Here is a 13289-nt window from a genome sequence, read left to right as displayed (position 1 = left end):
ATAGAATTACTGCTATTCATGTGCTTAGATAGATGCGAATAGCTCTATAAACAAACGAAGGATAAAAGAATGAGTACACCTACTTTACTCGAATACACGGTGACGCCAAAAGCTGAGGGTAACTGGATATTTTCAAATGACGATGAGCCAGTCAAGCTTAAATTAGCCGAGGGTGACATTGCTGTTCTAACCTATAAGCTCGTTACCGATGAAGCTGGTTGGAGCTTTGCTGAAAATGGTACTTTCTTTACCGAAGCGCAAGACAACTTTAATTATAACCTTACAAGCGAATTAGAAGGTAAGCATACGGTTAAGGTGGAGATTGAAGCATTGAACGTTGCGAATACACTAAGTGAGAGTGATATCAAAGCGCTTTCAGATAATCCTGATGCGAGGGCTGCTACACTCGTAGAGAATAACAACTCGAATATTGAATTCAGACTTGTTGCTAAAAAGAATTCTGAAAATGGTGTCGTGCGTTATTTTTCTCAAGATCCAAGGGTGATAATTGACGACCCAGATGTTCCAAGTTAATTCGTAATTTGCACTTGGCACAGATAGGTAAAGTGTTCTGTGCCGATTCTTAATTCAAGTGATGGCGAGTGACATAATGTCCTGAACCATGACAGGCGATAAAAAGACGGACTCCAGCCTAAATCAATGCTTTTTTTCAGTGAAGCCATCGCGGAATACTTTTCTTCTATCAGCGTCTGAATTAACGATTTTACGTAAAAAGCTTCAGCTGAATCGGGATACTCAGCCAAATATTCATCAATTGCTATTAATGCCTCTTGGTGTTTACCTAGGTGTGCTAAAGCTTGGATGCGCACGACTTCAACTTGGCTTGCTGGATCACTGGCTAAAATTTGCAGATACACTTCACTGGCTTTCGCCTTCTCACCCATTAGTGAGTAAATGTCTGCGTAGTTAAGTAAAATTTCTACATTGCTGGGCGCCAACTGAGAGGCTCTTTCAGCAAACGCGAGTGCCCGTTCTAAATCACCTAATAGCATCAATACAATGGCATAATTATTAAAGGTAGCCGTACTTGTATATGAGCGCTTAACTAGAGCTTGATAAGATTTTTCTGCGTCATGGAGCTTACCAAGTAGAAGAGAGATATCGGCAATGGCCTTTAGTGTTTTCAGGTTATCAGGGCCGTAGTGGCTGGCTGCCCGTAAGTAAGGCAAGGCCTCTTCATACTGGCCAAGCTTCATGTTGAACAGGGCTGCATTGCGGATGACTTTTAAGGTTGGCCTAAGTTCATAAGCAAGCTCAGTGTGATGGAGTGCCGAAGCATAATCGTTTATTAAATGATAGTAGATGCTGATTAGTGCATGCTTTTGATACTCGTCCTTGGCTGAATTCTGAATGGCTAAAAAGGTTCCTTTGGCACGGGTTTTGTCTTTTGCAAACGCATAAAACTCGAGATAGGAAGCTTGAATAATTGTACTTGCCTTTAATCTCTTGGGGGCCTGCTTTAATACTTGCTCCCAGTTTAGAAGTATTTGATCATTTGAGCTATCTCTATATAACTGCGGCGCGAGTTCAGAGTAAAGTGAATACAGCGGCAGGAAGTCCGGTGTAGTATCAATCAGCGTTGTTAACTCTTTTAATATCGCAGCGTGGTCCGCCCCTTTTACCAAGCTAGCATCATGCAGTGTGGCGTAGCTATTCAGTATTGTTTTATTGCCAGTGGCCAAATCAGTTGAGCGTCCGGTTAATGAAGTGAGGGTCGAGGCTGTAACAGCAAAAACATGGCTGTAGTTTTCACTCGAGGTCATCGTTCGCGCACTATTAATCAAGGCTCCATTAGACGCATCAACTAAGTCAATAACGATGTCGCAGCTTTGAATATTGCAGTCTAGTTTTATCGTAATGAGTTCATTGCTATTTAACGCACGCCCCAATGCCTTTAATGGTGTATCAACACCAATAAATTTTTGTGTTTGCTCTACTTCATTGTCTGAAATGAAGACGTAATCATCATTACTTAAAAAATGTTGTTTAAGTGCGTCGTTAATTGCTAGCTCGATGTTTTGTTGATGCGCTTCAAGTAGTTGAAAAGAGTTTGTGAATTTTATCGGTAGCGCGGCAATATAGATCTTAGGTTTGGTTTCCTGCCAATACCAGTATCCACCAACGGCTAAGCACACTAAAAAGGTCAAAAGTGCTGCAATACCTAGTTGCTTTTTACGTGCTTTGGCTTTCTCTCTGGCTCTATCTCGTAGTTCTATTTGTTCAAGTGACAGTGTCGCTTCGCTGTTATCGTAGCTAAAGGCGTGTAAAATTTGCTTTAGCTGCTGACTGATCTCATTCGCGCTACTTGGGCGAGCGTTTTTGTCGTATTGCAATAAGCGATCAATAAGCTGTGCCAGTGCAGGGGGAATATCTAAAATACGTTTAGCACTGGCTTTTAATGGCTGGAACTTGATCTGTTCAGCAATAGACTTGTCACTGCCATCGTCAGCTTGTTCGAAATAAGGATGATGTCCAGCTAACAGTTGATAAGCTATTAGCCCGAATGAGAATAAGTCACTGCGACTGTCTAGCGTTTCATCACGAAGTTGCTCTGGTGACATTGCTGTGAGGCTACCGTAACTGGTATGTGGACGAGAGGCTTGGTTGTCTTCTAATTGTGAAATACCAAAGTCGGCAATTTTGGCTATGCTCTGTTCGTTAACCAGTATATTGCCAGGTTTTAAGTCTAAATGAAGAATGTTCTGGCCATGAGCTGAGGCCAGGCCATCGGCAATATGGCTTAGTAGCTCGACTTTTTGCTCGGTAGTTAATACGTGTGTTTTTGTGTAGTGCTGTAAAGTTGCACCTTGCACATATTCCATTTCCAAAGCCATTTGCCCATCGCTTTCAAAAACATCATAAATTTGTACTATGTTTGGATGGTTAAAACGCGCTAACAGGCGGGCTTCGTTGAGTGCATCTGATTGCGTGTGCTGAGTTAGTGATATCACCTTTACCGCAACTCGGCGGCCTAATTTTTTGTCGGTAGCAAGGTACACTTTGCTCATTCCGCCTTCGGCGAGCAAGATCACGTCCTGATAGTATTCTTCTAACTTCAACACAGCGCTGTCTTTCTCTTTTATTATTGGGGTTAGTGTATCGCTAAAAATCCTAAATTAGTACCATTTGCGTTGAGCTTAGTCGCAAATAACAAGTTGAAAATTTAACACTTTGTCATACTCACAGCCTCATATAGGTTATAAGGATAAACAACAATAAGGACAAACAAATGGCAAAGTTATCTTCTAATTTAGTTTCTCACTTCAGTTTGGCCGCCATAATGGCAAGCGCTCTGCTCGTGAATACGTCTAGTATAGCGGCAGATAACGAACAAACCTTTAGTTACCCCAACAATGCTCGTAACGCAATAAGCCTTACGTTTGATGATGCAAGACCAAGTCAAGTTGATGTGGGAGTGCCGCTACTCAATCGCCATAAGGTGAAAGGCACATTTTATGTTATGCCACCGCAGCTGAAAGAAAAGCTCGCATTGTGGCAAGCCGCTGCGAAGCAGGGGCATGAAATAGGCAACCACACCAGTGAACACTTATGTACTGGTAACTTTGCCTGGCTGAGGGAAAAGGACAAAGGACTGGAACAGGTTGATTTGGCCTACATAGAACGCGATGTAGTAAGCACTACAAAATATATTGAAAAGCATTTAGGCGTAACCCCCAGAAGCTTTGCATATCCTTGCGGTAATACCTTTGTTGGTCGCGGCGCTGAAGTAAAAAGTTATGTGCCGGTGATTGCGAAGCATTTTGACAGTGGCCGCACGTGGTTAGATGAAACCGCTAACCACCCAACTTATACTGACTTTGCGCAACTCACAGGAGTGAGAATGGACGGTGTTAGTTTTGAAGAAATAAAAGCGTTACTGGAGCACCTTAGGGCAAACAACAGTTGGATAATTCTTGCTGGACATGAGGTGGGTGAAAAAGGCATGTACACCGTCGATACCAAAATGTTAGACCAGCTTATTCCTTACTTACAGGACCCCAAAAATGGTTATTGGTTAGACACCGTAAGCAATGTGGGTGATTACATCAAAAGTAAAAGAGAGCCGTAGGTCGAGATTTATCTCGACTTCTCTTTTTTCTAAAATTCTCTCGTCGCTCTGTATGGCTGTTTGCGCAAATATTGATCTTTTTTGTGTTCAAAGGGTGATAAATTTTTGTTCACAGCCTACTAAGCGATATGGGTAAACAATAACTGGAACAAAATTTTCGCTGTAAAATTTGTATAATATTTATGCAAGTGGTTGAATTCTCGATTACTTGCCGCCATATCCCCAAACTGTAATCAGTACGTCATGTTAACGCGTTAAATTAATTAAAAATTGAACTATCTTTGATGCGACATTGCTGATACAATTGCCCGCCCTTGAAAGACATAATCACAGTTTTTTGAGTGGAATTTAACCTAAATGCCTTGATTTTAAACGAAATCTCGGCGAGTTGTAACTACACCGGAGGTCATTAAGATGATCCAAATGCAAACTCAGCTGGACGTTGCTGATAACAGCGGCGCTCGCAAAGTGCAGTGTATAAAAGTCCTTGGTGGTTCGCACCGTCGCTACGCAGCGGTTGGCGACATCATTAAAGTTTCTGTTAAAGAAGCGATTCCTCGCGGCAAAGTGAAGAAAGGTGATGTTAAAAACGCAGTAGTAGTGCGTACTAAAAAAGGCGTACGTCGTCCAGACGGCTCTTTAATCCGTTTCGATAGCAATGCGGCTGTTATCTTAAATGATAACTTACAGCCTATTGGTACTCGTATCTTCGGCCCTGTGACTCGTGAACTTCGTACTGAAAAGTTCATGAAGATCGTTTCACTAGCACCAGAAGTACTATAAGGAGTCGATCATGGCAGCAAAAATCCGTCGTGATGACGAAGTAATCGTACTAGCCGGTAAAGACAAAGGTAAGCGCGGTAAAGTGCTTTCAGTTGTTACTGAAACTGGCCGAGTATTTGTTGAAGGCGTTAACATCATCAAGAAACACCAGAAGCCTGTACCACAACTACAGCAAGCTGGCGGTGTTGTTGAGAAAGAAGCGTCAGTCGACGTATCAAACGTAGCGATTTTCAATGCCGAAACTGGCAAAGCGGATCGTGTAGGTTTTAGATTTGAAGACGGTAAAAAAGTCCGTTTCTTCAAGTCTACCGGTAAAACTATTTAATAGTTGGAGTAGACGATGGCGAAACTGCATGAAGTGTACAAAGACAAAGTGGTAAAAGAGCTTCAAGAGAAGTTCGGTTACAGCTCTGTCATGCAAGTCCCTCAGATCGAAAAGATCACACTTAACATGGGTGTGGGCGAAGCCCTAGCTGACAAGAAAATTCTAGAAAACGCAGTAGCAGACCTAGAATCTATCTCTGGTCAGAAGCCTCTAGTGACTAAAGCACGCAAATCAGTTGCTGGCTTTAAGATCCGTGAAGGTTACCCAATTGGCTGTAAAGTAACCCTACGCGGCGAGCGTATGTGGGATTTCCTAGAGCGTTTAGTCTCTATCGCGATGCCACGTATTCGTGACTTCCGCGGTGTTAGCGCAAAGTCTTTTGACGGTCGCGGTAACTACTCTATGGGCGTACGTGAACAAATCATCTTCCCAGAAATCGATTATGATAAAGTAGACCGCGTTCGCGGTATGGATATCACAATCACTACTTCTGCGAAAACAGATGACGAAGGCCGTGCGTTGTTAGAAGCGTTCAACTTCCCATTCAAAAAGTAAGGGTAGGGTTATGGCAAAGAATTCAATGAAAGCACGTGACGTAAAACGTGCTAAATTAGTTACTCAGTATGCTGAAAAGCGTGCTGCGTTAAAAGCTATCATCAGCGATGTTAATGCATCTGATGATGAGCGTTGGGATGCAGTGTTAAAGCTACAGTCTTTACCACGCGATTCTAGCCCTTCACGTCAACGTAATCGTTGTAACATCACGGGCCGCCCTCATGGTTACCTTCGCAAGTTCGGCTTAAGCCGTATTAAAGTTCGCGAAGCAGCGATGCGCGGTGAAATTCCTGGCCTTAAAAAGGCTAGCTGGTAATAGAATCACGGGAGTAAGACATGAGCTTGCAAGATCCAATTGCGGATTTGTTCACACGTATCCGTAACGGTCAGTCTGCGAAGAAGGTATCTGTTTCAATGCCAACTTCAAAGCTGAAAGTAGCTGTAGCTAAGGTACTTAAAGACGAAGGTTATATCACTGACTTCGCAGTATCTGGTGACGTAAAAGCAGAATTGACTATCGAACTTAAGTACTTCGAAGGCAAAGCTGTAATCGAAAACATCCAGCGTGTTAGCCGCCCTGGTCTACGTATCTATAAGAGACGTGACGAATTACCTAAGGTAATGGGTGGTCTAGGTATCGCTATCGTATCAACTTCTAAAGGCCTGATGACAGACCGCGCTGCGCGTACCGCTGGCGTTGGTGGTGAAATCATTGGCTTTGTAGCTTAATCGGAGGGGAACTATGTCTCGTATAGCGAAGGCTCCAATCAATGTTCCTGCCGGTGTTGAAGTTACAATTAACGGCCAGGACATCAAAGTTAAAGGCAAAAACGGTGAATTAACTCGCACAATCAACGATGCGGTTGAAGTTTCACTAAACGACAACGTTATCACTACAGCTCCTCGTGAAGTTGCTAATGCTTGGGCTCAAGCTGGTACTGCACGTGCGCTAATCAACAACATGATTGTTGGTGTTAACGATGGTTATGAGAAGAAACTACAACTAGTAGGTGTTGGTTACCGTGCGGCAGTTAAGGGTAATTCATTAGACTTAACCCTTGGCTTTTCTCACCCAGTGAACTTCGAGATCCCAACAGGTATCACTATCGAAGCTCCAAGCCAGACTGAAATTGTTGTTAAAGGCGCAGACAAGCAGTTAGTTGGTCAAACAGCTGCTAACATCCGCTCATACCGTGAACCAGAGCCTTATAAAGGTAAAGGTGTACGTTACGCTGATGAGCACGTGCGTCGTAAAGAGGCTAAGAAGAAGTAAGGTAAGACGATGGATAAGAAAACAGCTCGTCTACGTCGTGCTAAGCGCACTCGTAGAAATATTATCGAACAAGGCACAACACGTCTTGTTATCCACCGCACGCCACGTCACATTTACGCTCAAGTAATCAATGCTGAGGGTAATGTACTGGCTGCTGCTTCTACTGTTGAAAAAGCAATTGTTGAAACAGTTAAAGGCACAGGCAACATCGAAGCGGCTCAAGCAGTTGGTAAAGCAATCGCTGAGCGCGTAGCTGACAAAGGCGTTGAAAAAATCGCTTTTGATCGCAGTGGCTTTAAATATCACGGCCGTGTGAAGGCGCTAGCTGATGCTGCGCGCGAAGCCGGTCTGCAATTCTAGGAGTAGACAATGGCTAACGTAGAAGCAAAAGCACAACAGCCTGAATTGGCTGAAAAGCTAATCGCGGTAAACCGTGTGTCTAAAGTGGTTAAAGGTGGTCGTATCTTTAGCTTCACTGCACTAACAGTAGTTGGTGATGGCGCTGGTAAAGTAGGTTTTGGTTATGGTAAAGCACGTGAAGTTCCTGCTGCTATTCAAAAAGCAATGGAAAAAGCACGTCGTAACATGATCACTGTTGAACTTAAAGGTAACACGCTACAGCACCCAATCAAGGGTCGCCACGCGGGTTCTAAAGTTTACATGCAGCCTGCATCTGAAGGTACAGGTATCATTGCAGGTGGTGCGATGCGTGCAGTACTAGAAGTAACTGGCGTACAGAACGTACTATCTAAAGCATACGGTTCAACTAACCCGATCAACATCGTTCGCGCAACTATCGCAGCTCTAGAGAATATGAATTCTCCAGAAGGTATTGCTGCGAAGCGTGGTCTTAGCGTTGACGAAATCTTGGGGTAAGACACCATGGCAAACACAGTAAAAGTAACTCAAGTACGTAGCTCAATCGGTCGTTTACCGAAGCATAAAGCTACATTACGTGGCCTTGGTTTACGTCGTATCAACCACACTGTTGAGCTAGAAGATACGCCAGCAGTTCGCGGTATGATCAACCAAGTTTCTTACATGGTTAAGGTTGAGGGGTAATTCGATGAACTTGAATACACTTTCACCTGCTGCAGGTTCAAAAACAGCTGGTAAGCGTCTTGGCCGTGGTATCGGTTCTGGTCTTGGTAAGACTGGTGGCCGTGGTCACAAAGGTCAAAAGTCACGCTCTGGCGGTAAAGTACGCGTTGGTTTCGAAGGCGGTCAAATGCCTATGCAACGTCGTCTACCTAAGTTTGGTTTCACTTCACGCAAGTCTCTTGTGTCTAAAGAAGTGAATCTATTCGAAATCGCTAAAGTTGAAGGCGATGTGGTAGATCTAAACGCGTTACAGGCAGCTGGTATCGTTAAAAAGAACATCCAGTTCGTAAAAGTTGTAAAATCTGGCGAAGTTTCACGCGCTGTTACCGTTAAAGGCATGAAAGTGTCTAAAGGTGCACGCGAAGCTATCGAAGCTGCCGGAGGCAAGGTAGAAGACTAAGGAAGTACGCTATGGCTAAACCAGGTCAAGATATGCAAAGTGCACAAAGTGGGCTTGCGGAACTGAAGCGCCGATTACTATTCGTATTGGGTGCTATCATTATTTACCGTCTGGGCTCTTTTGTGCCAATCCCTGGGATTGACGCCGCTGTACTTGCCGAATTCTTCGAGCAACAAAAGGGCACCATTGTTGAGATGTTCAACATGTTCAGCGGTGGTGCGCTTGAGCGTGCATCGGTATTGGCGCTAGGTATTATGCCATACATCTCGGCTTCGATTATTATGCAGCTATTAACGCACATACATCCTGCGATGATAGAGCTTAAGAAAGAAGGTGAGCAAGGGCGTAAGAAAATCAGCCAGTATACGCGTTATGGTACGCTTGTGCTTGCTACATTCCAATCGATAGGTATCGCTACTGGTCTGCCTAATATGATGGAAGGCCTAGTTGTGAATCCAGGCTTCGGCTTTTATTTCACAGCTGTAGTGAGCTTAGTCACAGGAACTATGTTCCTTATGTGGTTGGGCGAACAAATCACTGAGCGTGGTATCGGTAACGGTATCTCAGTTCTAATATTTGTTGGTATTGTAGCTAACCTGCCGTCTGCAATTGGTTCGACAGCAGAAATGGCGCGCCAAGGTGATCTGCATATTTTAGCATTGTTATTGATTGCGGTAATCGTATTCGCTGTAACTTACCTTGTGGTGTTCTTTGAGCGTGGTCAACGTCGTATCGTTGTAAACTATGCGAAGCGCCAACAAGGTCGCCAGGTATTTGCTGCTCAAAGCACGCACTTACCATTAAAAGTTAACATGGCGGGTGTTATTCCACCAATCTTTGCTAGCAGTATCATTTTGTTCCCTGGTACAATAGCAAGCTGGTTTGGCCAAGGTGAAGGTCCGGTCGCTGATGTGCTACAAGCTATCTCAGCAGTATTGACTCCAGGTCAACCACTGTATGCGATGGTATTAGCTGCGGCTATTATCTTCTTCTGCTTCTTCTACACTGCGTTGGTATTTAACCCGCGTGAGACAGCAGATAACCTGAAAAAATCTGGCGCTTTTATTCCAGGCATTCGTCCAGGTGAGCAGACATCTAAATACATTGATAAAGTGATGACACGCCTGACATTGGCAGGTGCTTTGTATATAACCTTTATCTGTCTGGTGCCCGAGTTTATGACTATGGCATGGCAAACGCCATTCTACTTCGGCGGTACATCGATTCTGATTATCGTTGTTGTCATCATGGACTTTATGGCACAAGTACAGACTCATATGATGTCACATCAATATGATTCTGTGCTGAAAAAAGCGAACCTTAAAGGCTACGGCCGCTAAGGTCAGTTTACGGAGTTGAGTAATGAAAGTACGTGCTTCCGTTAAGAAAATTTGCCGTAACTGCAAAGTAATCAAGCGTGCAGGTGTTGTACGTGTGATCTGCAGTGAGCCAAAGCACAAGCAAAGGCAAGGCTAAGCAAATTAAGTCGTGCAGGCTGAGTAACTTTACTTAGCCTGTTTCTTTGGTAAAACTTGAATGTCGGTTGGGTATCCTATACGGGCTTTCCAGCAAGATGATAATCAAGTTTATTTATAGGAGATATGTTAGTGGCCCGTATCGCAGGCATTAACGTTCCTGATCATAAGCATGCTGTTATCGGTTTAACAAGCATCTATGGTGTAGGTAAAACTCGCGCTAAGGCGATCTTAGCTGCGACAGGTATCGCTGAAACTACTAAAATCGGCGAGTTAAATGACGAAACGCTTGACATTCTTCGTGAAGAAGTTGGCAAGTACACTGTTGAAGGTGATCTTCGTCGTGAAGTAACACTAAACATCAAGCGTCTTATGGACCTTGGTTGTTTCCGTGGCTTACGTCACCGTCGTTCGCTACCACTACGTGGTCAGCGTACTAAGACTAACGCGCGTACTCGTAAGGGTCCTCGCAAGCCTATCAAGAAATAAGGTGGGGTAAGTTATGGCAAAAGCACCAATTCGTCGTAAAAAGGTCAAAAAGCAGGTTGTTGACGGCATGGCTCATGTTCATGCATCTTTCAATAACACTATTGTGACCATCACTGACCGTCAAGGTAATGCTCTTTCTTGGGCGACTGCGGGTGGTTCAGGTTTCCGTGGTTCTCGTAAGTCTACTCCATTCGCTGCACAGGTTGCTGCGGAGCGTGCAGGTGTTGCTGCACAAGAGTACGGTCTTAAGAATCTAGAAGTATTCATCAAAGGTCCAGGTCCAGGCCGTGAGTCTGCTGTTCGTGCATTGAATGCTGCTGGTTACCGTATCACTAACATCACTGACGTGACGCCAATTCCACACAATGGTTGTCGTCCACCGAAGAAACGTCGCGTATAACAATAGGTTAGGAGAAAGAACATGGCAAGATATTTGGGCCCTAAGCTCAAGCTGAGTCGTCGTGAAGGTACTGACCTGTTCCTTAAAAGCGGCGTAAGAGCAATTGACTCTAAGTGTAAACTAGAAACAGCACCTGGTCAGCACGGCGCACGTAAAGGTCGTCTATCTGATTACGGTTTACAGCTACGTGAAAAGCAAAAAGTTCGTCGTATCTACGGTGTACTAGAAAAGCAATTCCGTAACTACTACAAAGAAGCTGCTCGCCTTAAAGGTAACACAGGTGAAAACTTGTTACAGCTTCTAGAGCAACGTCTAGACAATGTTGTATATCGCATGGGTTTTGCAAGTACACGTGCTGAAGCGCGTCAGCTAGTAAGCCACAAAGCGATTATGGTTAATGGTCGTGTTGTTAATATCCCTTCTTTCGTAGTTACTCCTGAAGATGTAGTAGTAATTCGTGAGAAGTCTAAAAAGCAAGCGCGTATCATCGCTGCTCTAGAGTTGGCTGAGCAACGTGAAAAGCCAACTTGGATTGAAGTTGACGGTAAGAAAATGGAAGGCACTTTCAAGCGTCTACCAGAGCGTTCTGATCTGTCTGCGGACATTAACGAACAACTAATCGTCGAACTTTACTCGAAGTAAAGTTAAGAGTTAAGAGAGGATAAAATGCAGGGTTCTGTAACCGAATTCCTAAAACCAAGATTAGTCGATATCGACGCTGTAAGCTCAACGCGTTCTAAAGTAGTTTTAGAGCCTCTAGAGCGTGGTTTTGGCCACACACTAGGTAATGCTCTACGTCGTATACTTCTTTCATCTATGCCTGGTTGTGCTGTGACAGAAGTGGAAATTGACGGCGTATTGCACGAGTACAGCGCGAAAGAAGGCGTACAAGAAGACATCATTGAAATTCTGTTAAACCTTAAAGGTCTAGCGGTATCTCTAGAAGGTAAAGATGAAGTTTTCCTTACCCTGGCTAAGTCTGGTGTAGGCCCTGTGACTGCGGCTGATATCCAGCACGACGGAGATGTGACTATCGCCAACCCTGAGCATGTCATTTGTCACTTAACTGCTGACAATAGCGAAATCAGCATGCGCATTCGTGTTGAGCGTGGTCGCGGTTATGTACCGGCGTCTAGTCGTTTATCCTCTGATGACGATGAGCGCCCAATCGGCCGTTTGTTGCTAGATGCATCATTCAGCCCGGTTGAGCGTATTGCGTACTCGGTTGAGTCAGCTCGTGTTGAGCAGCGTACAGACTTAGATAAACTAATCATCGATATGGAAACGAACGGCACTTTAGATCCTGAAGAAGCGATCCGCCGTGCGTCAACTATCCTTGCTGAGCAGTTAGATGCATTCGTAGACCTACGTGATGTTTCTGAGCCAGAAGAGAAAGAAGAGAAACCGGAGTTCGATCCGATTCTACTTCGTCCAGTTGATGACTTAGAACTAACTGTACGTTCTGCAAACTGTCTGAAAGCCGAGCAAATTCAATATATCGGTGACTTAGTACAGCGTACTGAAGTTGAGCTTCTGAAAACACCAAACCTTGGTAAGAAGTCTCTAACTGAAATTAAAGACGTGCTAGCTTCACGTGGTCTATCTCTAGGTATGCGCCTAGAAAACTGGCCACCTGCAAGCCTAGCTGAGTAATCTAAGTTACTATATTAGTTTAGTTAGAAGGATAGGGTCATGCGCCATCGTAAGAGTGGTCGTCAATTAAACCGTAACAGCAGCCATCGCAAAGCGATGTTTAGCAACATGGCTGGTTCTTTGGTGAAGCACGAAATCATCAAAACTACTTTGCCTAAAGCAAAAGAGCTGCGCCGTGTAATTGAACCTTTAATCACACTGGCTAAGACTGACAGCGTAGCAAACCGCCGTTTAGCGTTTGCTCGCACGCGTGATAAAGAAGTAGTTGGTAAATTGTTCACTGAGATCGGTCCTCGTTTCGCGGATCGTCCTGGTGGTTACACTCGTATTCTTAAGTGTGGCTTCCGTACAGGTGATAATGCGCCAATGGCTTACATTGAACTACTAGATCGCCCAGCGACTGAAGAAGTTCAAGAAGACGCACAGTCTGCAGAGTAATTAGTCTTATTAAAGACACAAAAAAGCCGAGCATAGCTCGGCTTTTTCTTTTCTAATAACACGTAAAGTAAAGCCTCTAGTTTTAGGTTTAAGCCAGAGTTTCTTTTCATCACGATGCATACGAACATAAGTAGGTTGGCCCGGACCTTAATATTTGACCTGAGCTTCGGATAATTAATACCTTTCTAGCAACCAGTTTTAGCGCTAACTGCGTTGAATTCACTTCCAATAGCCAGCTATTGGTGCGTAACTTCGCCTTGCCTACAGGATGTAGGTACTAGGGCGGTAGCAGGACGCGAGAGCTGAG

General features: G+C 44.2%; 20 protein-coding genes. 19 read left to right on the top strand and 1 reads right to left on the bottom strand.

The features are described 5' to 3' along the window. Nucleotides 1-69: 69 nt before the first annotated feature. Complete coding sequence (locus B1L02_RS17330) at nt 70-534, top strand: hypothetical protein (RefSeq protein ID WP_088532008.1); 465 nt, start codon at nt 70-72, stop codon at nt 532-534. Here B1L02_RS17330 and B1L02_RS17325 read toward each other — a convergent pair. Then, nucleotides 531-3083 carry a serine/threonine-protein kinase gene (locus B1L02_RS17325; RefSeq protein WP_088532007.1) on the bottom strand — a complete coding sequence of 851 codons (2553 nt, stop codon included), beginning with the start codon at nt 3081-3083 and terminating at the stop codon, nt 531-533. The two genes, B1L02_RS17330 and B1L02_RS17325, sit on opposite strands and share 4 nt — an antisense overlap. 167 nt (nt 3084-3250) lie before the next feature. Between B1L02_RS17325 and B1L02_RS17320 the strand changes: the two genes are divergently transcribed. The 18 genes from B1L02_RS17320 to rplQ all read left to right on the top strand — a co-directional run bounded on the left by B1L02_RS17320 (nt 3251) and on the right by rplQ (nt 12982). Beyond that, a complete protein-coding gene (locus B1L02_RS17320) occupies nt 3251-4090 on the top strand; it encodes a polysaccharide deacetylase family protein (RefSeq protein ID WP_088532006.1) in 840 nt (279 codons plus the stop codon). 414 nt (nt 4091-4504) lie between these two features. Then, the gene (gene rplN, locus B1L02_RS17315) at nt 4505-4873 is read left to right on the top strand and encodes a 50S ribosomal protein L14 (RefSeq protein WP_010378257.1); all 369 of its coding nucleotides are present in this window, start codon (nt 4505-4507) and stop codon (nt 4871-4873) included. 10 nt (nt 4874-4883) lie between these two features. Continuing rightward, nucleotides 4884-5198, top strand: a complete 315-nt coding sequence (rplX, locus tag B1L02_RS17310; RefSeq protein ID WP_010378260.1) for a 50S ribosomal protein L24 — start codon at nt 4884-4886, stop codon at nt 5196-5198. Between the two features lie 15 nt (nt 5199-5213). After that, complete coding sequence (gene rplE / locus B1L02_RS17305) at nt 5214-5753, top strand: 50S ribosomal protein L5 (protein WP_010378262.1); 540 nt, start codon at nt 5214-5216, stop codon at nt 5751-5753. Nucleotides 5754-5763: 10 nt separating this feature from the next. After that, on the top strand, nt 5764-6069 hold the full coding sequence (gene rpsN, locus B1L02_RS17300; RefSeq protein ID WP_010378264.1) for a 30S ribosomal protein S14: 306 nt from the start codon (nt 5764-5766) through the stop codon (nt 6067-6069). Between the two features lie 20 nt (nt 6070-6089). After that, the gene (gene rpsH, locus B1L02_RS17295; RefSeq protein ID WP_010378266.1) at nt 6090-6482 is read left to right on the top strand and encodes a 30S ribosomal protein S8; all 393 of its coding nucleotides are present in this window, start codon (nt 6090-6092) and stop codon (nt 6480-6482) included. 13 nt (nt 6483-6495) lie between these two features. Further along, a complete protein-coding gene (gene rplF, locus B1L02_RS17290) occupies nt 6496-7026 on the top strand; it encodes a 50S ribosomal protein L6 (protein ID WP_010378268.1) in 531 nt (176 codons plus the stop codon). Between the two features lie 9 nt (nt 7027-7035). After that, complete coding sequence (gene rplR / locus B1L02_RS17285; RefSeq protein WP_010378271.1) at nt 7036-7386, top strand: 50S ribosomal protein L18; 351 nt, start codon at nt 7036-7038, stop codon at nt 7384-7386. Nucleotides 7387-7395: 9 nt separating this feature from the next. Continuing rightward, complete coding sequence (gene rpsE / locus B1L02_RS17280) at nt 7396-7902, top strand: 30S ribosomal protein S5 (RefSeq protein WP_010606806.1); 507 nt, start codon at nt 7396-7398, stop codon at nt 7900-7902. 6 nt (nt 7903-7908) lie between these two features. Beyond that, nucleotides 7909-8088: a 50S ribosomal protein L30 gene (rpmD, locus tag B1L02_RS17275; protein ID WP_010378276.1), complete on the top strand. Its 180-nt coding sequence runs from the start codon at nt 7909-7911 to the stop codon at nt 8086-8088. A 4-nt stretch (nt 8089-8092) separates the two neighbouring features. Next, on the top strand, nt 8093-8527 hold the full coding sequence (rplO, locus tag B1L02_RS17270; protein ID WP_010378278.1) for a 50S ribosomal protein L15: 435 nt from the start codon (nt 8093-8095) through the stop codon (nt 8525-8527). An 11-nt stretch (nt 8528-8538) separates the two neighbouring features. Continuing rightward, nucleotides 8539-9867: a preprotein translocase subunit SecY gene (secY, locus tag B1L02_RS17265; RefSeq protein ID WP_010606805.1), complete on the top strand. Its 1329-nt coding sequence runs from the start codon at nt 8539-8541 to the stop codon at nt 9865-9867. A 22-nt stretch (nt 9868-9889) separates the two neighbouring features. Next, on the top strand, nt 9890-10003 hold the full coding sequence (gene rpmJ / locus B1L02_RS17260) for a 50S ribosomal protein L36 (RefSeq protein WP_002959476.1): 114 nt from the start codon (nt 9890-9892) through the stop codon (nt 10001-10003). Between the two features lie 131 nt (nt 10004-10134). After that, nucleotides 10135-10491, top strand: coding sequence for a 30S ribosomal protein S13 (gene rpsM / locus B1L02_RS17255; RefSeq protein WP_010378282.1), 357 nt, complete (start codon nt 10135-10137; stop codon nt 10489-10491). A 13-nt stretch (nt 10492-10504) separates the two neighbouring features. Next, complete coding sequence (gene rpsK, locus B1L02_RS17250; RefSeq protein WP_010378285.1) at nt 10505-10891, top strand: 30S ribosomal protein S11; 387 nt, start codon at nt 10505-10507, stop codon at nt 10889-10891. Between the two features lie 21 nt (nt 10892-10912). Further along, nucleotides 10913-11533, top strand: coding sequence for a 30S ribosomal protein S4 (rpsD, locus tag B1L02_RS17245; protein WP_017218390.1), 621 nt, complete (start codon nt 10913-10915; stop codon nt 11531-11533). A 24-nt stretch (nt 11534-11557) separates the two neighbouring features. Beyond that, nucleotides 11558-12544 carry a DNA-directed RNA polymerase subunit alpha gene (locus B1L02_RS17240; RefSeq protein WP_088532005.1) on the top strand — a complete coding sequence of 329 codons (987 nt, stop codon included), beginning with the start codon at nt 11558-11560 and terminating at the stop codon, nt 12542-12544. Nucleotides 12545-12583: 39 nt separating this feature from the next. After that, nucleotides 12584-12982, top strand: coding sequence for a 50S ribosomal protein L17 (rplQ, locus tag B1L02_RS17235; protein WP_039493510.1), 399 nt, complete (start codon nt 12584-12586; stop codon nt 12980-12982). The last annotated feature ends 307 nt before the right edge of the window (nt 12983-13289 follow it).

The sequence above is a fragment of the Pseudoalteromonas piscicida genome, from assembly GCF_002208135.1.
Lineage (GTDB): Bacteria > Pseudomonadota > Gammaproteobacteria > Enterobacterales > Alteromonadaceae > Pseudoalteromonas > Pseudoalteromonas piscicida_A.
Note: the sequence above shows the minus strand (reverse complement) of the source record. Positions and strands in the feature narration are given on the sequence as shown.